Origin of the sequence: Streptomyces sp. NPDC048196 (assembly GCF_040652715.1) — a bacterium.
GTDB classification, from domain to species: Bacteria; Actinomycetota; Actinomycetes; order Streptomycetales; family Streptomycetaceae; genus Streptomyces; species Streptomyces siderophoricus.
This window is the reverse complement of record NZ_JBEZMM010000007.1, coordinates 224,715-248,898: the sequence shown is the minus strand read 5'-3', so window position 1 is coordinate 248,898 and position 24,184 is coordinate 224,715. Positions and strand designations below refer to the sequence as shown.

Below are 24,184 nucleotides of genomic sequence, written 5' to 3'. Positions count from 1 at the left end.
CCCGCCCCGTCCCTCCCCCCCCCCGCCCCCGCCCGCGCCTCCGCCCCCCCCCCCCCCCCCCGCGGCCGCGTCCGCACTGCAAAACAGCCGCGCGGGCACCCCCACCCCTTCCAGTACGATATTGACGTTCCGTAAAGCAAATCCTCACTCACCGTAGCGACTTGGGAGCAGCCGGCAATGGCTCGACACCTCATCACCAGCGCCCTTCCGTATATCAACGGGATCAAGCACCTGGGCAACATGGTGGGGTCCATGCTCCCGGCCGACGTGTATTCCCGGTATCTGCGGCAGCGGGGGCACGACGTGCTCTACATCTGTGCGACGGACGAGCACGGGACCCCGGCCGAGCTGGCGGCGAAGGAGGCCGGGCAGTCGGTCGACGCGTTCTGCGGTGAGCAGCACGAGAAGCAGAAGGCGATCTACGAGGGCTTCGGGCTGCGGTTCGACTACTTCGGGCGGAGCTCCTCGCCGGAGAACGTCGAGCTCACCCAGCACTTCGCGCGCAAGCTGCAGGAGAACGGCTTCATCGAGGAGCGCGCCATCCGGCAGGTCTACTCCAACGCCGACGAGCGCTTCCTGCCCGACCGCTACATCGTCGGCACCTGTCCGCACTGCGGCTACGACAAGGCGCGCGGCGACCAGTGCGAGAACTGCACCCGGGTGCTGGACCCGACCGACCTGATCGACGCCCGGTCGGCGATCAGCGGCAGCGGTGACCTGGAGGTGCGGGAGACCAAGCACCTGTTCCTGCTCCAGTCGAAGCTGCAGCACGAGGTCGAGGGCTGGCTGGAGGGCAACGGCAGCAAGGAGTGGCCGACCCTCGCGTCCTCGATCGCGCACAAGTGGCTGACCGAGGGCCTGCAGGACCGGGCGATCACCCGTGACCTGGACTGGGGCGTCCCGGTGCCGGCGGACGTGTGGCCGGAGCTGGCGGCCGAGGGCAAGGTCTTCTACGTCTGGTTCGACGCACCGATCGAGTACATCGGCGCGACGAAGGAGTGGGCCGACGTCGACCCGGAGAACCGCGACTGGAAGTCGTGGTGGTACGAGGCCGAGGACGTCCGCTACACGGAATTCATGGCCAAGGACAACGTGCCGTTCCACAGCGTGATGTTCCCGGCGACGCAGCTGGGGACCCGTGAGCCGTGGAAGAAGGTCGACTTCCTCAAGGCCTTCAACTGGCTGAACTACTACGGCGGGAAGTTCTCCACCTCGCAGCGCCGGGGCGTCTTCACGGACGCGGCGCTGGAGCTGCTGCCGGCCGACTACTGGCGCTACTTCCTGATGGCCCACGCGCCGGAGTCGGACGACACCTCCTTCACCTGGGAGCTGTTCTCGTCGTCGGTGAACAAGGACCTCGCGGACACGCTCGGCAACTTCGTCAACCGGGTGCTGTCGTTCTCCCGCAAGCGGTTCGGCGACGAGGTTCCGGCGGGCGCCGAGGCCGGTGCCGCCGAGCAGAAGCTGGGCGAGGAGATCGCCGGGCTGCTGGCGGAGTACGAGGGCCACATGGAGGCGCTGCAGTTCCGCAAGGCGTCGGCCTCGCTGCGTGCCCTGTGGAGCGCGGGCAACTCCTACCTGGAGGAGAAGGCCCCCTGGCTGGAGATCAAGACGGACAAGGACGCGGCGGCGCTGACGCTGCGGACCGCGATGAACCTGATCCACCTGTACGCGGTGGTCTCCGAGCCGTTCATCCCGGCGTCGGCGAAGGCGATGCGGAGCGCGTTCGCGCTGGCGGACGACACTGCCGTGTGGGTCTCGCAGGACGAGGCGAAGGCGCTGGCGTCGGTGCCGGCGGGGACGCCGTTCACGGTGCCGCCGGTGCTCTTCGCGAAGATCACCGAGGAGGACCTGGACTCGTACCGCGAGCGTTTCGGCGGTGCGGAGGGCTGACCGTCCTCGTTACCGGTGACCGCCGGTCCCCCTGCCTTTGTGCGCCCGTCCCGCCCTTGAGGGTGGGGCGGGCGCAGGTGCTTTGTGGGGCCGACTGCCGGCGGACGGCGCTCAGGGCTTGGTGCCCGGTGAGACGTAGGCGGTCAGCCGCTTCAGGCCGGGGGTCGGCGGGAGGGAGACCTTGCGCCAACCGCGGGCGTAGTGCGGGGGCCGGTGGCCGGTCACGAGGAGGACGGCGGCGGGGCGGCGGGTGCCGAGCCGGGTCAGGGCGGTCGGGGTGATGCTGGCGTCATGGCCGGCGGGCTGGCGGGACGCGCAGCCGGCCTGGTACGCCACGCGGACCGCCTCCTCGCCGCTGACGGCACACGGCGGCCGGAGACCGGCGGTGCGCAGGGTCCGGGCGATCCGGCCGATGTCGGTCTGGGCGCGTACCGTCCCGCGCTGCATCTTGTGCAGGATCGCCAGCTGGACGGCCTCGTGGCCGAGCAGGACGAGGGCCAGCAGGGCCACCGCCGCGGCGGGCCGCCGGCGGGGGAGGAGGGCCAGCCGGCACAGGAACCAGGCGGCGGGCATCATCAGCAGGGCGTACGCCGGCAGCAGGAAGCGCGGGGCGGCGTAGTCGACCGCCAGGAGGTAGGGGGCGGCGAGGCAGAGGCCGACCAGGGACGGGAGCACGACGGGTGCCGCGCCGTAACGGTGCAGCGAACGGTCGGGGTCGTGGAGGCGGAGGGTCGGCCAGGTCTGCCCGTCCCGCTGCCCCGCGCCGCCGGTGGCGAGGCGGTTGGCACGGGCCGCGTCCAGGACGAGGCTGCCCAGCCGTACGGGGTCGAGCCGGAGGCCGTCGCGCCGGCCGGAGTGCGGTCCGTGGCCGGGCGGCCACACCGGTCCGTAGCGGTGCAGCGCGCCGCCGGGTTCGCGGGCGCGTACCGCGGCCCAGACCGCGCCGAGGACCGCCGGCGGGAGCGCGCACCACCATGCCGCCGCCACCGGATGGTCCCAGGCGAGGTGACAGGGGCGGCACAGGGTCTTGCCCTGGAGTGCCCGGGCGTGGTCGGCGAAGGACGGGTGCCAGCCGAGGCCGCCCTGGATCTCCGCGGCCTGCCGCAGCCGGGCGGCGAAGCCGCCGTAGGAGACGTACGCCTCGATGATCCACTCGGCGCATCCGAGGGCGAGACCGGCCGGGAGGGCGAGCAGGACGGTGGACCGGCGCCAGGTCGGCACGACGAGCCCGGCCAGGAAGAGCGGAACGGCCAGCCATACCGCGTCGGTGGGGCGCATCAGCGCGACCAGTGCCACCGCGGCGGCGAGGCCGGTGGCGGCGCCCCGGCCGGCCTCCGGGGCCAGCTGTACGGGCGGCTGGCGCACGGCGAGCAGGAAGCAGCCGGTGGCGATGAGCGCGGCGTAGCCGACCCACAGGTTGGGCATGGCCTGCGGTCCGTAGAAGAGGGTGACCCACAGCCCGGCGAACAGCGCGCCGCCGAGCGCCGGGACGGGCGGCGGCAGCAGGCGCCGCCAGATGCAGAGGGTGAGCAGGAGCCCGGCGCCGGAGAGCAGTGCGAGGTAGCAGTGCAGCACGGGGGCCGAGGTCGTGAGGGCGACGACCGGGGCGAGGAGGAGGGTGACGCCGCGGGCGCGCGGGGCGCTGAAGTACGCGGCCGGGGTGTGCGGGTCGACCTGGCTGACGTAGACCGTCTCGTCCCATCCCAGACCGGGGGTGGCGACGGCGAAATAGAGCTGCCCGGCGGTGAAGACGGCGGCCACGGTGATCAGCCATCGCAGATCACTGCCCGGTGCGGGGCGCGTCGGACGGTCCCGCGGGCCCAGGCCGGTCGTGCCGGGGAGGAGGCTGGCTTGCTGCATGGGCACCACCCTGCGGGGGCAGCGCCCGACCGGCCACATGTGTGGTGCGGTTGGAGCACAGGACGCCGCGCGGTGCACGCCCGAGGCACCGCGTCGGGATAGGGCGAGGGGCGGTGTTTCACGTGAAACGAACGACGTGAAACACCGCCCCTGCGGCCTGGCGGGAGCCGGTCCGGCCCCTTGCCGGTGAGGGCTACTTCACCTGCGGCTTGCGGACGTTGAGGTGGAGCTCCTTGAGCCGGGTCTCTTCCAGCTCGGTCGGCGCGCCCATCATCAGGTCCTGCGCGTTGCCGTTCAGCGGGAACGCGATGGTCTCGCGGATGTTCGGCTCGTCCGCGAGCAGCATGACGATGCGGTCGACGCCGGGGGCGATGCCGCCGTGCGGCGGGGCGCCGAAGCGGAAGGCACGCAGCATGCCCGCGAACTTCTCCTCGACGGTCTCACGGTCGTAGCCCGCGATCTCGAAGGCCTTGATCATGATGTCCGGCTCGTGGTTCCGGATCGCGCCGGAGGACAGCTCGACGCCGTTGCAGACGATGTCGTACTGCCAGCCCAGGATGTCCAGCGGGTCCTTCTCCTCCAGGTCCTTCATGCCGCCCTGCGGCATCGAGAAGGGGTTGTGGGAGAAGTCGATCTTGCCGGTCTCCTCGTCCCGCTCGTACATCGGGAAGTCGACGATCCAGCAGAAGCGGAAGACGTTCTCCTCGAAGTGGCCGGCGCGCTTGGCGGCCTCGACGCGGACCGCGCCCATGATCTTCGAGACCTCGTCGAACCCGCCCGCGCCGAAGAAGACCGCGTGGCCGGCCTCCAGCCCGAGGCGCTCGGTGAGGACCTTGACGTTCTCCTCGGTGAGGAACTTGGCGATCGGGCCGGTCAGCGAGCCGTCCTCGCCGACGCGCACCCAGGCCAGGCCCTTGGCGCCCTGCTGGACCGCGTAGTCGCCGAGCTGGTCGAAGAACTTGCGCGGCTGGTCCTGGACGGCCGGCACCGGCAGCGCGCGGACGTGCTTGCCCGCGAACGCCTTGAACTCCGAGCCCTCGAAGACGTCGGTGATGTCGACCAGTTCGAGCTGGGCGCGCAGGTCCGGCTTGTCGGAGCCGTACTTCAGCATCGCCTCGCGGAACGGGATGCGCGGGAACGGCGAGGTGACGTGCCGGCCGCCGCCGAACTCCTCGAACAGCTCGGTCATCAGCTTCTCGACCGGCTGGAAGACGTCCTCCTGCTCGACGAACGACATCTCGACGTCGAGCTGGTAGAACTCGCCCGGCGAGCGGTCCGCGCGGGCGTCCTCGTCGCGGAAGCACGGGGCGATCTGGAAGTACCGGTCGAAGCCCGAGATCATCAGCAGTTGCTTGAACTGCTGCGGGGCCTGCGGCAGCGCGTAGAACTTGCCCGGGTGGAGGCGGGACGGCACGACGAAGTCGCGGGCGCCCTCCGGGGAGGTGGCGCTGAGGATCGGCGTGGCCATCTCGTTGAAGCCGAGGGCGACCATCTTCTGACGGATGGACGCGATGACCGCCGAGCGCAGCATGATGTTGCGGTGCATGCGCTCGCGGCGCAGGTCGAGGAAGCGGTACTCCAGGCGCCGCTCCTCGTTGACGCCGTCGTCCGCGTTGATCGTGAACGGGATCTGCTGGGCCGCGCCCAGGACCTCGACCTCGGTGACCTCGATCTCGATCTCGCCGGTGGGCAGCTCCGGGTTGACGTTGTCGGCACCGCGGGAGACGACCTTGCCGTCGACGCGGACGACCGTCTCCTTCGTCAGCTTGTCGAGCGCCTCGGCGCCGGGGGTGCCGGGGCGGGCCACGAGCTGGACGAGACCGTAGTGGTCGCGCAGATCGATGAAGAGGATGCCGCCCAGGTCACGACGATTGTGCAGCCAGCCGCTGAGGCGGACGTCGGTGTCGACGTCCGCGGCTCGGAGCTCGCCGCAGTTATGGGACCGGTACCGGTGCATCGCTCATCCAAGTCGTCGCGAGTGTCGAGGTGAGGAGTTGTCGGGAGGGGGGCGGGGTCGGGATCCGGTGCGGACGCCCGGCCGCTCTCCCCGTGGATCACCCGAAAGGCCACCCCAGGATTGACATAACCGCTCCAGGTTACCGCCCCGGCCCCCGGCACTTCGTTGACATATACGCATCAGCGATTCCCGGAGGGTTCCCGGCGCGATTCCGGCGTGATCACCGGGGTGCGCCGGGGGCGACGACTGCGACGAGGGTCACGTTCCGCTCTCTGGTCGACCTCCGGCAAACGCCCCTAAAGTGAGGCAATGCGCACCAAGGACCTCCTGGCTGCCATCGCAACCGGCCTCTGGCGCTGGGACAACGCCACGGGACGGGTGAGCCTCGACGCCGAGGCGGCCCGGCTGCTCGGGTTGCCGGCCGAGCCGGTGGAGCTGACCGAGGCGGCGGTGCGTTCCCGTTTTCATCCCGTCGACTTCGCCGAGGTCAACGGGATCGTGCAGCTCGCGGCCGCCGAGGAGACGCTGGCCGAGGCCCGGCTGCGGGTCGTCGACGAGCAGGGGCAGGTGCTGCGGCTGGTCCGCTCCCGGTCCCGGCCCCGCGTGGTCGACGGTGATTTCGAGCTGGTCGGCACCCTCCAGGAGGTGCCCGAGCCGCTGCCCGGCACCTCCGCCGCGCACACCCCGGTCACCGGCGACTGGCGCCGCTCGCGCGAGGCGTTCCTGCTGGACGCGGGGCGGGCGCTGGCCGAGGCCCGGTCCACCGCCGAGGTGCTGCGGGTGGCGGCGGGGCTGTCGATGCCCGGTTTCATGCCGGAGGGGCTCGCGGTCTTCGGGATCGAGGGCGACCGGGTGTCGGTCATCGGCCACCACGGCCACCGGCCCGGCGACGAGCAGCCGTTCCTCGACATGCCGCTGGAGACGGAGTACCCGGCCGCGGAGGTGATCCGCACCGGCCGGGCCATCTATCTGCCGACGCCCGAGGAGTACCGCGGCCGCTACCCGGCCACCTGGCCGCTGGCCGCCCGTTTCGGCCGGACGTCCTGGGCGTTCCTGCCGCTGGTCAACGCGGGCCGGACGATCGGTGCCTGGATGGCCGGGTTCGCCGAGCCGGTCGCCTTCACGCCCGACGAGCGCTCGGTACTGACCACCGTCGCCCGGATGCTGGCGCAGGCGCTGGCCCGGGCCGGGATGCAGGAGGAACAGCAGGAGCTGGCGCTCGGGCTGCAGCGCAGCATGCGGCCGACGGTGCAGCCGGACATCCCGGGGATGACGGTCGCGGCGCGCTACGTCCCGACCGGCGGCGGGCTGGAGGTGGGCGGTGACTGGTACGACATGATCCCGCTGCCGTCGGGCCGGATCGCGCTGGTCATCGGGGACGTACAGGGCCATGACGTACGGGCCGCGGGCCTGATGGGGCAGCTGCGGATCGCGCTGCGGGCCTATGCGTCCGAGGGGCACCACCCGGACGCGGTGCTCTCGCGGGCGTCCCGGTTCCTGGCCGGGATCAATGCGACGGAGTTCCGCGGCCACGGCGAGGACCAGCGGTTCGCCACCTGTCTGTACATCGAGGTGGACCCGTCGACCGGGCTGCTGGACATCGCACGGGCCGGCCACCCCGACCCGGCGATCCGGCTGTGCGACGGCACGATGCTGATCCGTCCGACCGCGGGCGGGCTGCCGCTGGGCATCGTCCCGGACGCCGACTACCCCACCACCCGCCTCGTCCTGGAGCCCGGCGAAACGATGATGGTATGCACCGACGGGCTGATCGAGACCGGCGGGCACGACCTGGAGACCGGATGGTCGCGACTGCGCGGCATCATCGAGTCGCACGAGGTCGGCGCGGACCAGGGGGATCTGGAACGGCTCGCCGACGCCCTGGTCCAGGCCGTGCACGGGCCGCCCTCGCACCACACCACCGGACCGCTGGTGGACCGCCGCGAGGACGACATCGCCCTTCTGCTGCTGTGCCGTGAGGGCGGCAGCTGCGGCGTCGGCACCGGGGGACTGCTGGCCCAGCAGCCCGTACGGCGCACCGCGCTCTCCGTGGCCCAGGCCGAACCGCACCGGATAGCCGAGGCCCGCCGGCAGGTCCGCGAGGTGCTGCACGACTGGGCCGACCCGGACCAGGTCGACTCGGCGGTGCTGATGGTCTCCGAAATGGTCACCAACGTCCTGCTGCACACCGACGGGGACGCGCTGCTGGTCGCCGAGATCTCCGGGGAGCGCGGCGCCCGCCGGGTCCGGGTCGACGTTTCCGACAGCAGCGACGAGCTGCCGCACCGGCGCAGCCCCGGCGAACTGGCCTCCTCGGGACGGGGGTTGGTGCTGCTGGAGCTGCTGGCCGGGAGGTGGGGCGTGGATCCGCGCGGGGACGGCAAGTCGACGTGGTTCGAGCTCTACGAGGACGTGGGGGACGCATTGGGCCCGGTGTCGCCGGAGCTGGGGTCGGAGCCGGAGTCCGAGGCGGAGTCCGAGTCCGCCGCGTAGTGCTTGCGCAGTTCGTGCAGGACGCCGGAGACCGCGGCGGTCAGCGGGACGGACAGCAGCATGCCGAGGATGCCGGCCACACTGGCGCCGGCCGTGATCGCCAGCATCACCGTCGCCGGGTGCATCTGCACCGTCCGGCTCTGGATCATCGGCTGCAGGACATGGCCCTCCAGCACCTGGACGGCGAGGACGACGCCGAGCGTCCACAGCGCGATCACGAAGCCCCGGTCGGCGAACGCCACCAGGATCGCCACCGCGCCGGAGATGAACGCGCCGAGGTAGGGGATGTACGCGCCGACGAAGACCAGTGCGCCCAGGCCCGGGGCGCCCGGGACCTGGAGGATCAGCAGGCCGACGGTGATGCACAGGGCGTCGATCAGCGCGATGAAGGTGGTGCCGCGCATGAAGCCCTGTATGGCCTGGAAGCCACGGCGGGCCATCCGTTCGAGCTGCGGTCCCGAATTGCCGGGCGCCCAGTCGTGCAGCGCGCGGACGGCCTTGTCCGCGTCGCGGAGGAAGAAGAACGTCAGCAGCAGGGCGAGGACCGAGGCGGCGATGAACTGGCCGACGACGCTGACCCCGGCCAGCAGCCCGGAGGCCGCCTCGCCGCCGAACCTGGTGACCAGGCTCTTGGCGTTGGAGGCCAGGTCGTCGAGCGAGGTACCGGCCATGCCGAAGTTCTTGGAGAGGCCCTGGCCGGCCTCCTTGAGCGAGGCGATGATCTGGTCCCCGGTGTCCACCAGCGCACTGACGACGACGTATCCGGCGCCGCCGACCACCACCAGCAGGACGGCGCAGGTCAGCCCGGCCGCCAGCGAGCGGTTGAGCCGCATCGCCACCAGCCGCCGGTAGAGCGGCCCGAGCAGCGCACTGCCGAGCAGCGCCAGCAGCACCGGCGTGACCGCCGCACTCAGGAAGACGCACAGCCATACGCCGACGGCCAGCACGGACGCGACCAGCAGCGCCACCGCGCACCAGGCCGCGGCACGACGGGCCTCGACCGGCAGCAACGGCTTCTCCGTCAGCGACCGTTCGGGGCCGGAGCCGCTCCGGTCATGATCCGAATCGTTTCGCACCCGGACAGTCCACCACGGCGCACGGTCCGGAAACGGGCGGGGGAACGCGCCGGGGCGGTGTTTCACGTGAAACACCTCGTTTCACGTGAAACACCGCCCCTCATCACGAGGTCCGACGCCGGTCAGTGCTCCCCGGCGGGGATCGTGCCGAGCCGTCCGGCCTGGAAGTCCTCGAAGGCCTGGGCCAGTTCGGCATGGGTGTTCATCACGAACGGGCCGTAGTGCATCATCGGCTCGCGGATCGGCAGCCCACCCAGCAGCACCACCTCGAAGTTCGGGCTGCGCGACTCCTGGGTCTCGTCCGCCCGGATCGTGAGCGAGTCGCCGGCTCCGAACACCACCGTCTGGCCCATGCGGAACGGGCGCCCCTCCGCGCCGGCGGTGCCACGGCCGGCCAGGGCGTAGGCAAGGGCGTTGAAGTCCTTGCGCCAGGGGAGGGTCAGCTCGGCACCGGGGTTCACCGACACATGCATCATCGTGATCGGCGTGTGCGTGATGCCCGGGCCGTGGTGGCTGTCGACGTCGCCGGCGATCAGGCGCAGCAGCGCCCCGCCGTCGGCGGAGGTCAGCAGCTTGACCTGGCCGCCGCCGATGTCCTGGTAGCGGGGGGCCATCATCTTGTCGCTCTTCGGCAGGTTGACCCACAGCTGGAGGCCGTGGAAGAGACCGCCGGACATGACCAGCGACTCCGGCGGCGCCTCGATGTGCAGCAGGCCGGAGCCCGCCGTCATCCACTGTGTGTCACCGCCGTTGATGACCCCGCCGCCGCCGTGCGAGTCCCGGTGCACGAACGTGCCGTCGATCAGGTACGTGACGGTCTCGAAGCCGCGGTGCGGGTGCCAGGGCGTGCCCTTGGGCTCTCCGGGCGCGTACTCCACCTCGCCCATCTGATCCATCATGATGAACGGGTCGAGGTGCTTGTAGTCGATGCCGGCGAAGGCCCGGCGCACCGGGAAGCCCTCACCCTCGAATCCGCTCGGCGCCGTGGCGACGCCCAGCACGGGACGGATCTGCGCCGCGGCGGGTGCCGCCACGCGGGGCAGGGTCAGCGGGTTCTCTACGGTCACAGCGGGCATGACGGCCTCCTCGGTCGCTCACAACTTAGTTGAATGCTGAACAACCTGCAAGGCATAGCCATTCCCACGAGCGTTTCCGCAGGTCACAGGACCAAGGCAGACGGCCGGCCGAACAATGTCGGCCGGCCGTTCAGGAAGGCGGGGCGGTCTGCGCGGGGCACTCAGCCGCCTGCGCGGCACGGGCGCCTAGCCGTACATCCGCCGCATCGCGAAGTCGACCATCTGCTCCACGGCCTTGGCGTCGAAGACCATCCGGTGGTCGCCCTCCATGTCGAGGACGAAGCCGTAGCCGGTCGGCAGCAGGTCGAGCACCTCGGCGCCGGTGATCACGAAGTACTTGGACTCCTTGCCCGCGTACCGCCGCAGCTCCTTGAGCGAGGTGAACATCGGGATCACCGGCTGCTGGGTGTTGTGCAGCGCCAGGAAGCCGGGGTTGTCACCGCGCGGGCAGTACACCTTGGACGTCGAGAAGATGCCCTGAAAGTCCTCGGCCGACATCGAGCCGGTGGTGAAGGCGCGCACCGCGTCGGCGAGCGAGGGCGGGGACGGCTCGGGGTAGAGCGGCTGTTCGCCGTAGCCCCCGGGGGCCGGCTGCTGCGGCGGTGGCGGAGGCGCGCCGTACTGCTGCCCGGCACCCGCGTTCTGGTCGTAGCCGTACATGCGCCTCAGCCTACTGAGTCGGCGCAGCACCGGGGGACGCTCGTCACAGATGGGCGGAAGGGGTTGATTCTTATTACCCGCGGGTAGCATCATGCTAGCTACTAGCCGGTATTGCGTCTGAGGTCCCAGCCTTGGGGTCCTCTCCCGAACCCTTACGGAGCCGTACCCATGGGCCACTACAAGTCGAATCTCCGCGACATCGAGTTCAACCTCTTCGAGGTGCTGGGCCGTGACCGCGTGTACGGCACCGGACCGTTCGCGGAGATGGATGTCGACACCGCCAAGAGCGTGCTGTCCGAGATCGCCCGACTGTCGGAGAACGAGCTCGCCGAGTCGTTCGCCGACACGGACCGCAACCCCCCGGTCTTCGACCCGGACACCAACACCGCGCCGGTCCCCGACTCGTTCAAGAAGAGCTACCAGGCGTACATGGACGCCGAGTGGTGGCGGCTGGGCATCCCGGAGGAGATCGGCGGCACCACCGCGCCGCGCTCCCTGCTGTGGGCCTTCGCCGAGACCATCCTGGGCGCCAACCCGGCCGTGTGGATGTACGCCTCCGGCCCCGCCTTCGCCGGCGTCCTCCACGACGAGGGCACCGAGGAGCAGCACCGCATAGCCCAGCTGATGGTCGAGAAGCAGTGGGGCTCGACCATGGTGCTGACCGAGCCGGACGCCGGTTCGGACGTCGGCGCCGGCCGCACCAAGGCCACCCAGCAGGCGGACGGCTCCTGGCACATCGAGGGCGTCAAGCGCTTCATCACGTCCGGTGAGCACGACATGTCCGAGAACATCGTGCACTTCGTCCTCGCCCGCCCCGAGGGCCACGGCCCGGGCACCAAGGGCCTGTCGCTGTTCATCGTGCCGAAGTACGACTTCGACTGGGAGACCGGCGAGCTGGGCGAGCGCAACGGCGTCTACGCCACGAACGTCGAGCACAAGATGGGCCTGAAGGCCTCCAACACCTGCGAGATGACGTTCGGCGCCAACCACCCCGCCAAGGGCTGGCTGCTCGGCGAGAAGCACGACGGCATCCGCCAGATGTTCAAGATCATCGAGTTCGCCCGGATGATGGTCGGCACGAAGGCCATCGCCACCCTCTCCACCGGCTACCTCAACGCCCTGGAGTACGCCAAGGAGCGCGTGCAGGGCCCGGACCTGGCGGCCTTCACCGACAAGACCGCGCCGCGCGTCAGCATCACCCACCACCCCGACGTGCGCCGCTCGCTGATGACGCAGAAGGCGTACGCCGAGGGCATGCGCGCCCTGGTGCTCTACACCGCCACGGTCCAGGACGAGATCATCGCCAAGGAGGCCGCGGGCGAGGACGCGAGCGCCGCGAACCGCCTCAACGACCTGCTGCTGCCGATCGTCAAGGGCTACGGCTCGGAGCGGTCCTACGAGCAGCTGGCGCAGTCGCTGCAGACCTTCGGCGGCTCCGGGTACCTCCAGGAGTACCCGATCGAGCAGTACATCCGCGACGCCAAGATCGACACCCTCTACGAGGGCACCACCGCCATCCAGGGCCAGGACTTCTTCTTCCGGAAGATCGTGCGGGACCAGGGCCAGGCGCTGACCGTGCTGTCCGAGGAGATCAAGAAGTTCCTCGCCGACAACATCGGCGGCGAGGAGCTGGCGCAGGCCCGCGGCGAGCTGGCCAAGGCCGCCGCCGACCTGGAGGCGATCGTCGGCGCCATGCTGACCGACCTCGCCGCGACCGAGCAGGACGTCAAGTCCATCTACAAGGTCGGCCTCAACACCACCCGCCTGCTGATGGCCTCCGGCGACGTCGTCGTCGGCTACCTCCTCCTCAAGGGCGCGGCGGTGGCCGCGGAGAAGCTGGCCGGCGCCTCGGCGAAGGACAAGCATTTCTACACCGGCAAGATCGCCGCGGCGAAGTTCTTCGCGCACAACATCCTGCCGGACGTCTCCGTCCAGCGCTCCCTCGCCGAGTCCGTCGACCAGTCGCTGATGGAGCTCGACGAGGCCGCGTTCTGAAAGAGCGCGCAGGGAACGGCAGGTCCGCGTGCCGGGGCAGGGTCCGCTGCCCGGGCGCGCGGCCTTCCCGAGCACTCTGTACCGGCGTTCTTAGAGGTCTCTCATAGAGGCAGTCCAGACTGACGTTGCCCGCCTCCCTTCCCCCGGGGAGGCGGGCTTCGTCATTCTTGGTCCGGCCCACCCGCCCAGCAGACCGGAATCGTTCGTTCCGGTGGGGTTCTCGTTCTGGAATGCAGGAATCGTGGCCGGAAGGGAGCGGAGTCACTCCGCACGCGCACGGGGAATGCGGGGCCCGGCTCCTTATGCTGAATCCATGACCAACTCCGCCCGCTTCGATCGCGGCCACACCGACGACCTGATGTCCTTCCTCGCCGCCAGTCCGTCGCCGTACCACGCGGTCGCCAATGCGGCGGAGCGGCTGGAAAAGGCAGGTTTCCGGCAGGTCGCGGAGACCGACGCCTGGGACGGCGAGAGCGGCGGACGGTATGTGCTGCGCGGCGGCGCGATCATCGCCTGGTACGTCCCCGAGGGCGCGAACGCGGCGAGTCCGTACCGAATTGTCGGGGCTCACACCGACTCTCCCAATCTGCGGGTCAAACCGATTCCGGACACCGGCGCCCGCGGCTGGCGGCAGGTCGCCGTGGAGATCTACGGCGGCACCCTCCTCAACACCTGGCTCGACCGCGATCTCGGGCTGAGCGGACGGGTGACGCTGGCCGGCGGGGAGCACCGGCTCGTGCACGTCGACCGGGCGCTGCTGCGGGTGCCGCAGCTCGCCGTGCACCTCGACCGCTCGGTCAACGCCGAGGGCCTCAAGCTCGACAAGCAGCGGCACATGACGCCCATCTGGGGCCTGGGCGAGGTGGCCGAGGGCGATCTGATCGCCTTCGTCGCCGAGGAGATCGGCGTCCCGGCCGGGGACATCAAGGGCTGGGACCTGATGGTGCACAGCATCGAGCCACCGGCCTATCTGGGCCGCGACCGCGAACTGGTCGCCGGGCCGAGGATGGACAACCTGCTGTCCGTGCACGCCGGTACGGCCGCGCTCACCGCGGCCGCCGCCCAGGGCTCCGCGCTGACCAGCATCCCGGTGCTGGCCGCCTTCGACCACGAGGAGAACGGCAGCCAGTCCGACACCGGCGCCGACGGCCCGCTGCTCGGCACGGTCCTGGAGCGCTCGGTGTTCGCCCGCGGCGGCTCGTACGAGGACCGGGCCCGGGCCTTCGCCGGCACCATCTGCCTGTCGTCCGACACCGGGCACGCCGTCCACCCCAACTACAGCGAGCGGCACGAGCCGGGGCACCAGCCGATGCCCAACGGCGGTCCGATCCTCAAGGTGAACGTCAACCAGCGCTACGCCACGGACGGCAGCGGGCGGGCCGTCTTCGCGGCGGCCTGCGAGCGCGCCGGCGTGCCGTGGCAGAGCTTCGTCTCCAACAACTCGATGCCGTGCGGGACCACCATCGGGCCGATCACCGCGGCCCGGCACGGCATCGCGACCGTCGACATCGGCGTGGCGATCCTGTCCATGCACTCGGCCCGCGAACTGTGTGGCGCCGAGGACCCCCACCTGCTCGCGAACGCCCTGACGGCCTTCCTGGAGGGCTGAGTTGGACTTCTCGCTGCTCGGCCCGATCGCCGTGACGGCCGGCTCCCGGGAGCTGCCGCTCGGCCCTGCAAAACGGCGCAGTGTGCTGGCGCTGCTGTTGCTGCAGCCCAACACCACCGTTCCGCTGGAGCAGTTGATCGACTCCCTGTGGGAGGACGAGCCGCCCGAGCATGCGCGCACGGTCGTCCAGGGACACGTCTCCCGGCTGCGCGCCACGCTCGCCGAGGGCGGCGCCGATGCGTACGGCATCGAGCTGGCCACCCACGGCTCGGCCTACCTGCTGCGGCTGCCGGAGGAGCTGATCGACGCCCACCGGTTCAGCGAGCTGGTGACGCTGGCCCGTCCCGAGGCGGCCCCGGCCGACGCGGTGGCACTGCTGCGCGAGGCGCTGGGCCTGTGGCGCGGGCCGGCGCTGACCGGCACGGTCACCAGCCCGCCGTTCGCGGCCGCGGCGCATGCTCTGGAGGAGCGCCGGCTGGCGGCCGTGGAGGCGCTGGGCCGGGCGCACGGCGCACTCGGCGAGCACGACCAGGCGGTGGCGATCCTCTACTCCGCGGCCGCCAACCACCCGTTGCGGGAAGGGCTGATCGCCGGGCTGATGCGGGCGCTGTTCCGCACCGGACGGCAGTCCGACGCGCTGGAGTGGTTCCACCGCACCCGTCGGCTGCTCAACGAGGAACTGGGCGTCGACCCCGGCGAGCGGCTGCGCAGCGCCTACGAGGAGATCCTGCGCGCCGAGGCGGCGGGCAGCGGGCGCGGGAGCGCGACGAAGCCGGCGACGGGCGGGGACCGGGAGGCGGCGCAGCCCGCGGGCGGCGGTCGGAACGCCGCGCGTTCCGCGGGCGGTGGTGGGACGCCCGTACCGGGGAGCGCAGCAGGTCCGGGGGCCGACGGCCCGGGACCCGAGGGTGTGCCTTCCGCCGCTCCGCACTTCGGTCCCGTATCGGGCGGTACGGGTGCCGGGGCCGAGCGGACCGGCGCCGCGCCGCGGCTGCTGCCCCGGCCGCCGGCCCGCTTCCTGGGCCGGGAGCACCAACTCGCGGCGCTGACCGATGCCTTGATGGACCGTACGACCGGTGAGAGCCCGCTCGCGGTGGTCGCCGGACCGGTCGGCGTCGGCAAGACCGCCTGTGCCGTGCAGTGGGCGCATCTGCACGCCGACGCCTTCCCCGACGGCCAGCTCTTCGCCGATCTCCGCGGTTTCGGCGAGGGTGACGAGGCGGCGCCGGCCGAGATCCTGCGCGACTTCCTGCTCGCGCTCGGCACCCCCCAGGAGCAGGTCCCCGGCTCGGCGCAGGCCGCCTCGGCACTGTTCCGTTCGCTGGTCGCCGAACGCCGGCTGCTGGTCGTCCTCGACAACGCCCGCAGCTCGGCACAGGTACGGCCGCTGCTGCCCGGTGGGCCGCACTGCGCCACGGTCGTCACCAGCCGCAGCCGGCTCGACGGCCTGGTCGCCACCGACTGCGCCCGGCCGGTGGGTCTCCAGGCGCTCGGCCACGAGGAGGGCGCCGCGCTGCTCGGCGCCATGCTCGGGCCGGAGCGGGTGGCCGAGGACCCGGCCGCCGCGCGCGAACTGGTCGACCTGTGCGACGGGCTGCCGCTGGCGCTGCGGGCCGCGGCCGCCCAGCTGACCGCCCGGCCGCGCTGGCGGCTGGCCCGGCTCGCGGCCGCCCTGCGCGACGAACAGCGGCGGCTGGCGCTGCTGTCGGCGGAGGACACCGGGATCGCGGCGGCGCTGCGGATGTCCGTCGCCCGGCTGTCCGCGGACGACGCCCGGCTGCTGTCGGCGCTGGCGACCAGCGCGGACGGGCACCTCAACGCGGCGGTGGCGGCGGCGCTGGCCGGTTACGACCCGGAGCGCACCCAGGACGGCCTGGACCGGCTCGCCGAAATGCATCTGGTGGACGAGGAGGCCACCGATGTCTACACGATCAGCACGCTGACGCAGCTGTTCGCCCGGGACGAGCGCGGCGAGGGCGGGGGAAGCGGCGCGGGCGGGGCGTAGCGGCGCGGGTGACGGCAAGGGACGTGCGGCGCCGAAGGCGTCGGCGGGCAGGGACGTTAGGCGGGCGTTAGTGGCACGGCAGCGGCGGGCGGCAATCTGAGGGCATCGACCGACCGACCCGGGGGAGACCACAATGCCGCAGCGTCAGGACCGCACCAGCAGCCCTCGCACCGCCCGTACCGCCCGTCGGGGCACGCTGCGGGTCGCCGCCGCCGGCCTGACCGCGGTGGCCGCGCTCACCCTCACCGCCTGCGGCGGACAGGACAACCCGCTCCAGACCAGCGAGGCCAAGCCGTTCCACCCCTCGGCACCGGGCGTCCAGGACTCGGCGGCCCGGGCGGCCCGCAAGCTGCCGGAGAAGGAGGCCGGTGCGGCGGGCAGCGGGGCCCGGCCCGACGGCGGCGGGGCGGAGCAGGCCTCCGCACGGCGCGACGCACCCGGCGCGGCCGGCGGCACCGACGCTCGTCCTGCCGGCGGGACCGCCGGGCACGGCACCCCGGGCGTACGGCACTCCGCCTGTGATGCCGCAGCGATCCGGATCGTCGCCAAGCCGCTGCAGCGGCCGGTCAACCACCTGCTGCTGGTGGCCACCAACACCTCCGGCGCCACCTGCGACCTCTACTACGCTCCCAAACTGCGCTTCGACGACGCTCAGGCGCCGCTCGCCGACCTGCCGGAGAGCCGGCCGCAGGCGGTGGTCACCCTTGCGCCCGGGGAGTCGGGCTACGCCGGTGTGCTGACCTCCGCGGCCGATGGTTCCGGCCGCAACGGCGGCCGGCGGACCGCGCTGTCCGTGAGTCTGCCGGGCCGGGACGGCAAGGGCAGCGTCGGCGGCTCGGCGAAGGTGGCGCTGCCGGGCGGCGCGGTGTACGTCGACGACAGCGCGTGGGTGACGTACTGGCAGTCGGACGCGGACGACGCCACCGCCTGGTAAGGCCGCACGCCACCGCCGCCTCCCCTTGAACCAGGGCGCCCGCATCCCCCAGCGGGCGCCCTGCCTGTTGTCCCGTCATGTCTCACGCAGGCGCCCGTCACGTCCCGTCCAGCCGGCAATCTCCGCAGGTCACCGCCGTGCACACGGCAGAGATGTCTCAGGGGACAGCAAGTCCCGGGCCGGCGCCCTTCCGCCGTCCCACGATGTACTCCGTCGCCGCGGCGGGACCACCCGGCGGCTCACCGACCGGCCGCCGGCCCTCCTGCCGACCGGCCGCCTACGGAGGGGAATCGGCATGGAGGAGCACACGCGCAGCGGTCGCAGGGCCGCGCTGCGGCAAGTGCTGCCCGCGGTGGTCGCCGCGGGCATCGGCGTCGCCGGATGCGCGGTGCCGGCCCACGGCAGCGAGCCCGGCCCCGCGGCCGCCACCGGCATACGGCAGGCCGCGGCCGCCGACGGCCGGCAGGCGACGGCCGCCGCGGACTTTCCCACCTGGGGGACGCGATGGGTGGTGCACGCCGGCCCCGACATCAACTCCCCCGCCGTCGGCATGATCAACAAGACCGCCGCGGGCCAGGACCGGATCACCGCCGACTACCAGGTCGACACCGGGCACCGGGTGTGCCAGGGCAGCGCCTGCTCGACGTACATGGCCCACCTGACGGGCCCGGTCACCGGCTTTCTCACGGTGGTCGCGGTGGACGTCCCGCAGGACCGGCTGCCGGGCGTACCGGTCCACGGCGACGGTGGCCGGCCGCAGCCCGGCGGCTCCCGCCAGGAGATGCTGAACCGGGCCGCCACCTGGCTCACCGCCAACGATGGCGCCCAGGTCCCGTACAGCCAGGCCCAGGTCTGGAAGGACGGCTACCGCCAGGACTGCTCGGGCTATGCGTCCATGGCGCTCGGGCTGCCGACGCCGGGCACCAACACCGTGGGGCTGGCCACCGACCGCGGTATCACCCGGCCGATTCCGCTCGGCGCACTCAAGCCCGGTGACCTGCTCATCGATGCGTCCGGGGACAACAACAACCGGCACGTGGTGATCTTCGAGAAGTGGAACAACGACGCACACTCCTCGTACACGGCCTACGAGCAGCGCGGCGGCCATGGCACCGACCACCGGACGCTGACCTATGGCCTGCCGGGCGGGGACGCGGAGTTCGCGCCGTACCGCCCGGTGATGTTCGGCGACTGACGCGCCGTACGACCTCGCGTCGCTGTTTCACGTGAAACGACGAGGCTGAGGGAAACGACGAGGCCGATGCGAGGCGCTGAGGCACGGTCCGTTTCACGTGAAACGTCACCAGCTGGTCCGGGCCCGATCCGGATCGTGTAACGAGGGGCACTTCCGTCACAGGGGAGCGGAAGTGCCCCTCGCGCGTGCATGCCCCCTGTGCTGGAATGCGGGATGTGCCTGGCAATCAGAACCACGCCGCTCATCCCCGACGTAAGCCACTGGCTTCTCTTCCCGACGAACTCTCCGGCCCCACTCGCGAGTTCGTCCTCGCACTACGCCATATGCATCGTGAACTCGGCTACAGTCTCAAGGAGTTGGAGGGCCGGTTACCGGCGAGCCGGTCGTCCCTCTCGCGCTATTTGCGGGGTCAGGGGCTGCCCGATGAGCGGCTGCTGGTGCAGTGGTGCAAGGTCTCCTTCACCGGTGAGGACCGGCTGCCCGCGCTCACCGATCTGCTGCACCGGGCCCAGGAGGCAGCGGACTCGGGCCCTGACATCGCACGGGAAGCGGGCGGGACGGACGAGCCGGCGGGCCAGGGGACGAAGCAGGGGACGACGGGACGGCGGCGGCTGCCGCTGGTGCTCGCCGCGCTCGGGACGGTCGCGGTGCTGGCCGGTGCCGCGGTGGCCATTCCGGTGCTGACCGGCCCGGACCGGGCCCCGGACGGCCCCTCGCACGACAGCGTGAGCGCAGGCGGAGTGCACGGCTCGGAGGCCTCGGCGAAGGGCACCGGGTCCGCCCGGATCACCGTCAACAACGTCGAACGGGCCTGCCAACGCCCCCGCACCGCCAACTGTGCGCTCGGACTGGCCCGTGATCCCTACCTGGTCTACCGGCGCTCCAACGTCGTGGCGCACGTCTGGCACGGCGATGTGCTGCGTGCGGTGTGCCGGATCGCCAACGGTGTGGCGGTCACCGACGAGGCGGGCGGGCACAGCAGCATCTGGTTCCGGGTCGATCACGACGGCGCGCGGATGTGGGTGCCGGGGATCCGCATCCGGCCGGAACAGCTCGACAACACCACCTTGCCGACCTGTCCGGAGGGATCCTGACCCTGCAATTCCGGGCCGCGACTCCGCCTGGCATCGCTGACCTGCGGTGATGCCGCTCGGACCGGAGCCGCCACGAACCCGCACTGGAAGATCGAACCGCAATCGATATCGTGGCCGTGCCATGACAGACACACCTCGCTGACCATAGCGACCCACTGGGGGACTCCACCCATGACCGCACCCCGCACCCGCCGCCGCTCCGCCGCGTACGCCGCGCTGGCCCTCGGGCTCGCCGGTTCGCTCGCGCTGACCGGCTGCAACAGCCACTCCTCGAAGAAGTCGAAGAAGACCTCCTCCTCGTCCTCCAAGAGCAAGAAGCGGAAGATCATCGGCGGTGGTGCGGCCGCGGCAGGCGCCGGAGCCGGCGCGGCGTCGCGCCGGGTGTCCCCCTGCTGGCCCAGCACCTACCGGGTCACGTTCTCCCAGCAGACCGGCCCGGACAGTCATGTGACGGTGAAGTTCAAGAACACCACCGGCAACACCTGCCGGCTGTACAACGGCCCGCGGCTGCGCTTCAACAACGCCAAGGCACCGCTGCCGCTGCTGGCGGGCGAGCCCAGTGTCATGGGCCCGACCATCGACGTGCCCGCCAAGGGCTATGCGTACGCGGTCATCCCGACCAACACGCCGGCCAGCAAGGGCACCGAGCAGAAGTCGGTGACCATCGACTTCATGGGTTCCACCGCGAGTTCCACCACCCGCGGGCCGGTCACCCTGAACTTCGCGGAGAAGCGGCTGCACATCTCCGTCGGCAAGAGCAAGATCACCAACTGGTCGCACAGCATCCACGGGGCCGAAGTGACGGCCGGCGTCGGGAACTGATCCGGCACCACCCACACCGCCGCCCCACCGGCACGGCCCGGGCCCCGTCAACGGGCCCGGGCGCCGGTGGCTATGCGGCGTCCAGCCCCGCCAGCACCAGCCCGAGCCGGGCCACGCCGTCCTCGGTGACGGTCACCGGAACGCCCCAGTCCTGCTGGTGGACGTGGCAGGCGGGATACTCGATGTCCGGGTCGTCGTCGCAGGACGCGGCCATCGCCGAGACATGCAGCACGCCCTCGGTCACGCCGTCCGCGAGCACCAGTTCCCGGTTGAGGTCCGTGCCGGCGCCCGCACCGTCGGCGAGCAGTTCCGGCGGGGTCGCGCTGACCAGCAGCCGGGTCGACGGGCCGTAGCGGGTGTCCAGCTTCTGGCCCGCCGGGGCCTGGAAGACCACGTCGAGCCGCAGTGCGCCCGGCGCCACCTCGGTGGCCGCACGCTGGGTGCGGTGCGCCACCGCCTCCACCCGGACCGCCTCCTCGGGCAGCCGCAGCCGGGTCAGCCGGTGCCGCGCGGACTCGACGACCACGATGTCGTCGTCGACGAGCACCGCGTCGGACGGCTCGCGCAGATCCGTCGCCAGCGTCGTCACCTCGCCGCTCGCCGGGTCGTAGCGGCGCAGGGCGTGGTTGTAGGTGTCCGCGATCGCGACCGAGCCGTCGGGCAGCGCGGTGATGCCCAGCGGGTGCTGAAGCAGCGCCTGCCCGGCCGCGCCGTCGCGGTGGCCGAAGTCGAAGAGCCCGGTGCCGACGGCCGTGCGGATGACGTATCCGTCCTCCGTGGGCTCGACCCAGCGGACCGCGCTGGTCTCCGAGTCCGCGATCCACAGCCGGTCAGCGGCCGCCGCGAGCCCGGACGGCTGGGCGAACCAGGCCTCGGCGGCCGGGCCGTCCACCAGCCCTTCGTTCGTCGTGCCGGCGGCCACCTCGACCGTGCCGGTGGCCGGGTCGTACGTCCACAGCTGGTGCACACCGGCCATCGCGATCCACAGCCGGTCCTGCCACCAGGCGATGTCCCACGGCGAGGAGAGCGCCACCTCGCGCGCCGGCCCGGACGTCGGGGAGCCCTGCCACCACTGCTTGCCGGTACCGGCCACCGTCTCCAGCGTGCCGCTTTCGGGGTCGAAGACGCGCAGGGCGTGGTTGACGGTGTCCGCGACGGCGACCTTGCCGTCGGGCAGCAGGGCCAGGCCCTGCGGTTCGTTGAAGGTGTCCGGGGTCAGGCCGCGTTCACCGCTGCCGATCCGGCGCAGCACCCGCTCGCCGTCCTCGGCCAGCTCGACGAGCTGGTGGCGGGTGGTGTCGGAGACCAGGAAGCCGCCGCCCGGCAGCCGGACCGCCTTGCCGGGGAAGCGCAGGTCGGTGGCGACCGGCTCCGGCGGTACGTACGGGCCGTCGCCGCGCCGCAGGGTGCCCTTCGCCTCGTGCTCGGCCTCCAGCTCCGCGACGAGCGTGGCGATGGCGTGCGCATGGCCCTCGCCGGCGTGCTGGGCGACGACGTACCCCTCGGGGTCGATCACCACCAGCGTCGGCCAGGCCCGGACCGCGTACTGCTTCCACGTGGCGAGCTCGGGGTCGTCGAGGACCGGGTGCTCGACGCCGTACCGCTCGACGGCGTCCACCACCGCCTGGTGCTCGGCCTCGTGCACGAACTTCGGGGAGTGCACACCGATGATCACGACCGTGTCGCGGTGCTTCTCCTCCAGCTCCCGCAGCTCGTCCAGGACGTGCAGGCAGTTCACACAGCAGAACGTCCAGAAATCCAGGACGACGATGCGTCCTCGCAGGTCGGAGAGGGTCAGATCCTTGTTGCCGGTGTTCAGCCAGCCGCCCTTGCCGATCAGCTCGGGGGCCCGGACGCGCGCACGTGAAGCCATGTGGACATTCAACGTCACTCAGGTGCGTGCGCATTCCGCAGGGGCGCCGGGGAACAGGTCAGCCATGCAGCCCTCACCCGCGGCGCAGCCGCCGCGCTCCGGCACCTTCCTCGTCCGCGACCGGATCTTCGGCATCGGCGACGACTACTGGATCGACGACGAACACGGCCACCACGCCTTCCTCGTGGACGGCAAGGCGCTCCGGATGCGGGAGACCTTCGAGCTGAAGGACGCCGAAGGCCGGGTGCTGATCACCATCCGGAAGAAGATGCTGGCCCTGCGCGACACGATGACCATCGAGCGGGACGACGCGCCGCTGGCCACCATCCGCCGCAAGCGGCTCTCGCTGCTGCGCAACCACTACCGCGTGGAGCTTGCGGACGGCACCGTGCTGGACGTCAGCGGCAAGATCCTGGACCGGGAGTTCGCCGTCGAGTACGAGGGCGAACTGCTCGCCGACATCTCACGGCGCTGGCTGACCGTGCGCGACACGTATGCGGTCAAGGTCGTACGGGACGACGCGGATCCGGCGCTGCTGATCGCCGTCGCGGTGTGCGTGATCCGGCTGGCCGAGCGGGAGCGCGGCGGGGACTGAGCTGCGGGCGCCCGGAACGCTGCGCCGGAACCCGCTGCCGTCGCGGGACATCGTCCTACGATGGTCCCCCGAAAGCACTGCCGGGGTGCCCGTGCGCAGCGGTAACTTAACTGCACAGACAGCAGCCCGCGTACGAACCGTCCGAGGGGTCCCGTGACCGTCCATCCCAGCCTTCAGTCCTCCATCGATGCCTGGACGCACTCCATAGAAGCGATAACCGAGCTGGTGACTCCGCTCGTCGAAGGCGAGTGGAACCGGGCGACGTGCCTGCCAGGCTGGTCGGTTCGCGATGTGGTCTCGCACATCATCGGCCTGGAATGCGAAATGCTGGGCGACCCACGGCCGATCCACACGCTGCCGCGCGACCTCTACCACGTCCGCAGTGAGTCGGCGCGCCGCATGGAGGTGCAGGTCGACGTCCGCCGGCATCACACCGCGCCGGAGATGCTCAGCGAACTCGAATACACCGTCATCCGCCGTTCCCGGCAGCTGCGCAACGAGTCCCGCGAGCCCGACGCGGTGGTGCGCAGCCCGCTCGATGAGGACCGGTCGCTGGAATTCGTGCTCCAGCAGCGGGCGTTCGACGTCTGGGTGCATGAGCAGGACCTGCGCCGGGCGCTCGGTAAGCCCGGCAATCTCGACTCCCCCGGCGCACAGGTGACCCGCGACCTGCTGGTCAAGGTGCTGCCCGGCATCGTCTCCAAGAGGGCCCAGGCACCCGCCGGTTCGGTGGTGGTCTTCGACGTCAGCGGCCCGGTGGAGTTCCTGCGTACGGTCCGGATCGACAACGAGGGCAACGCCACCATCGACGGCAGCGTCTCGCTGGGCCCGACGGTGACCCTCGCCCTGGACTGGGACACCTTCCACCAGCTGGCCTGCGGCCGGGTCCGCCCGGCGGCGGTCGCCGAGCAGATCAAGATCGATGGTGACCAGGAGCTGGCCGAGGCGATCCTGGACAATTTCGCGGTCACGCCGTAGCGCACGCGCTCACGCCGTAGTGAACTCGGGCCGGCGGACCACTTCGCGTCGGCCGGCCCCCGTTTCACG

At 71.5% G+C, this 24,184-nt stretch carries 17 protein-coding genes; 11 read left to right on the top strand and 6 right to left on the bottom strand.

What is annotated here, in order from left to right; translation table 11 throughout:
- The first annotated feature begins 177 nt into the window (after positions 1-177).
- Positions 178-1,893, top strand: coding sequence for a methionine--tRNA ligase (gene metG, locus AB0E02_RS11670; protein ID WP_362137818.1), 1,716 nt, complete (start codon positions 178-180; stop codon positions 1,891-1,893).
- 111 nt (positions 1,894-2,004) lie between these two features.
- On the opposite strand, the gene AB0E02_RS11665 is transcribed toward metG, so the two are convergent.
- A complete protein-coding gene (locus AB0E02_RS11665; protein ID WP_362137816.1) occupies positions 2,005-3,753 on the bottom strand; it encodes a hypothetical protein in 1,749 nt (582 codons plus the stop codon).
- Positions 3,754-3,946: 193 nt separating this feature from the next.
- A complete protein-coding gene (aspS, locus tag AB0E02_RS11660) occupies positions 3,947-5,710 on the bottom strand; it encodes an aspartate--tRNA ligase (protein ID WP_362137814.1) in 1,764 nt (587 codons plus the stop codon).
- A gap of 309 nt (positions 5,711-6,019) precedes the next feature.
- Here aspS and AB0E02_RS11655 point away from each other — a divergent pair, with 309 nt between their 5' ends.
- Positions 6,020-8,203, top strand: coding sequence for a SpoIIE family protein phosphatase (locus AB0E02_RS11655; protein ID WP_362137813.1), 2,184 nt, complete (start codon positions 6,020-6,022; stop codon positions 8,201-8,203).
- On the opposite strand, the gene AB0E02_RS11650 is transcribed toward AB0E02_RS11655, so the two are convergent.
- The 3 genes from AB0E02_RS11650 to AB0E02_RS11640 form a co-directional block, all read right to left on the bottom strand.
- Entirely contained in the window at positions 8,113-9,279 is a 1,167-nt protein-coding gene (locus tag AB0E02_RS11650) for an AI-2E family transporter (protein WP_362137812.1), read from the bottom strand. The two genes, AB0E02_RS11655 and AB0E02_RS11650, sit on opposite strands and share 91 nt — an antisense overlap.
- A gap of 122 nt (positions 9,280-9,401) precedes the next feature.
- A complete protein-coding gene (locus tag AB0E02_RS11645) occupies positions 9,402-10,355 on the bottom strand; it encodes a pirin family protein (protein ID WP_362137811.1) in 954 nt (317 codons plus the stop codon).
- 186 nt (positions 10,356-10,541) lie between these two features.
- A complete protein-coding gene (locus AB0E02_RS11640) occupies positions 10,542-11,015 on the bottom strand; it encodes an SseB family protein (RefSeq protein WP_030411509.1) in 474 nt (157 codons plus the stop codon).
- A 168-nt stretch (positions 11,016-11,183) separates the two neighbouring features.
- Between AB0E02_RS11640 and AB0E02_RS11635 the strand changes: the two genes are divergently transcribed.
- The 7 genes from AB0E02_RS11635 (at position 11,184) to AB0E02_RS11605 (ending at position 20,669) form a co-directional block, all read left to right on the top strand.
- The gene (locus tag AB0E02_RS11635; protein ID WP_362137810.1) at positions 11,184-13,010 is read left to right on the top strand and encodes an acyl-CoA dehydrogenase; all 1,827 of its coding nucleotides are present in this window, start codon (positions 11,184-11,186) and stop codon (positions 13,008-13,010) included.
- Between the two features lie 313 nt (positions 13,011-13,323).
- On the top strand, positions 13,324-14,619 hold the full coding sequence (locus AB0E02_RS11630) for a M18 family aminopeptidase (protein ID WP_030411511.1): 1,296 nt from the start codon (positions 13,324-13,326) through the stop codon (positions 14,617-14,619).
- Between the two features lies 1 nt (position 14,620).
- Positions 14,621-16,624, top strand: a complete 2,004-nt coding sequence (locus AB0E02_RS11625) for a BTAD domain-containing putative transcriptional regulator (protein WP_362137809.1) — start codon at positions 14,621-14,623, stop codon at positions 16,622-16,624.
- A 133-nt stretch (positions 16,625-16,757) separates the two neighbouring features.
- Positions 16,758-17,558 carry a DUF4232 domain-containing protein gene (locus AB0E02_RS11620; protein ID WP_362137808.1) on the top strand — a complete coding sequence of 267 codons (801 nt, stop codon included), beginning with the start codon at positions 16,758-16,760 and terminating at the stop codon, positions 17,556-17,558.
- A 295-nt stretch (positions 17,559-17,853) separates the two neighbouring features.
- Positions 17,854-18,753 (top strand): hypothetical protein, encoded by a 900-nt coding sequence (locus AB0E02_RS11615; RefSeq protein ID WP_362137807.1) that lies wholly within the window; start codon positions 17,854-17,856, stop codon positions 18,751-18,753.
- A gap of 323 nt (positions 18,754-19,076) precedes the next feature.
- The gene (locus AB0E02_RS11610) at positions 19,077-19,847 is read left to right on the top strand and encodes a helix-turn-helix transcriptional regulator (protein ID WP_362137805.1); all 771 of its coding nucleotides are present in this window, start codon (positions 19,077-19,079) and stop codon (positions 19,845-19,847) included.
- A gap of 171 nt (positions 19,848-20,018) precedes the next feature.
- Entirely contained in the window at positions 20,019-20,669 is a 651-nt protein-coding gene (locus AB0E02_RS11605) for a DUF4232 domain-containing protein (protein WP_362137804.1), read from the top strand.
- A 70-nt stretch (positions 20,670-20,739) separates the two neighbouring features.
- On the opposite strand, the gene AB0E02_RS11600 is transcribed toward AB0E02_RS11605, so the two are convergent.
- Positions 20,740-22,542, bottom strand: coding sequence for an NHL domain-containing thioredoxin family protein (locus tag AB0E02_RS11600; RefSeq protein ID WP_362137803.1), 1,803 nt, complete (start codon positions 22,540-22,542; stop codon positions 20,740-20,742).
- A 64-nt stretch (positions 22,543-22,606) separates the two neighbouring features.
- Here AB0E02_RS11600 and AB0E02_RS11595 point away from each other — a divergent pair, with 64 nt between their 5' ends.
- A complete protein-coding gene (locus tag AB0E02_RS11595; protein ID WP_362137802.1) occupies positions 22,607-23,137 on the top strand; it encodes an LURP-one-related family protein in 531 nt (176 codons plus the stop codon).
- A 153-nt stretch (positions 23,138-23,290) separates the two neighbouring features.
- Positions 23,291-24,115, top strand: a complete 825-nt coding sequence (locus AB0E02_RS11590) for a maleylpyruvate isomerase family mycothiol-dependent enzyme (RefSeq protein ID WP_362137801.1) — start codon at positions 23,291-23,293, stop codon at positions 24,113-24,115.
- Positions 24,116-24,184 lie beyond the last annotated feature (69 nt).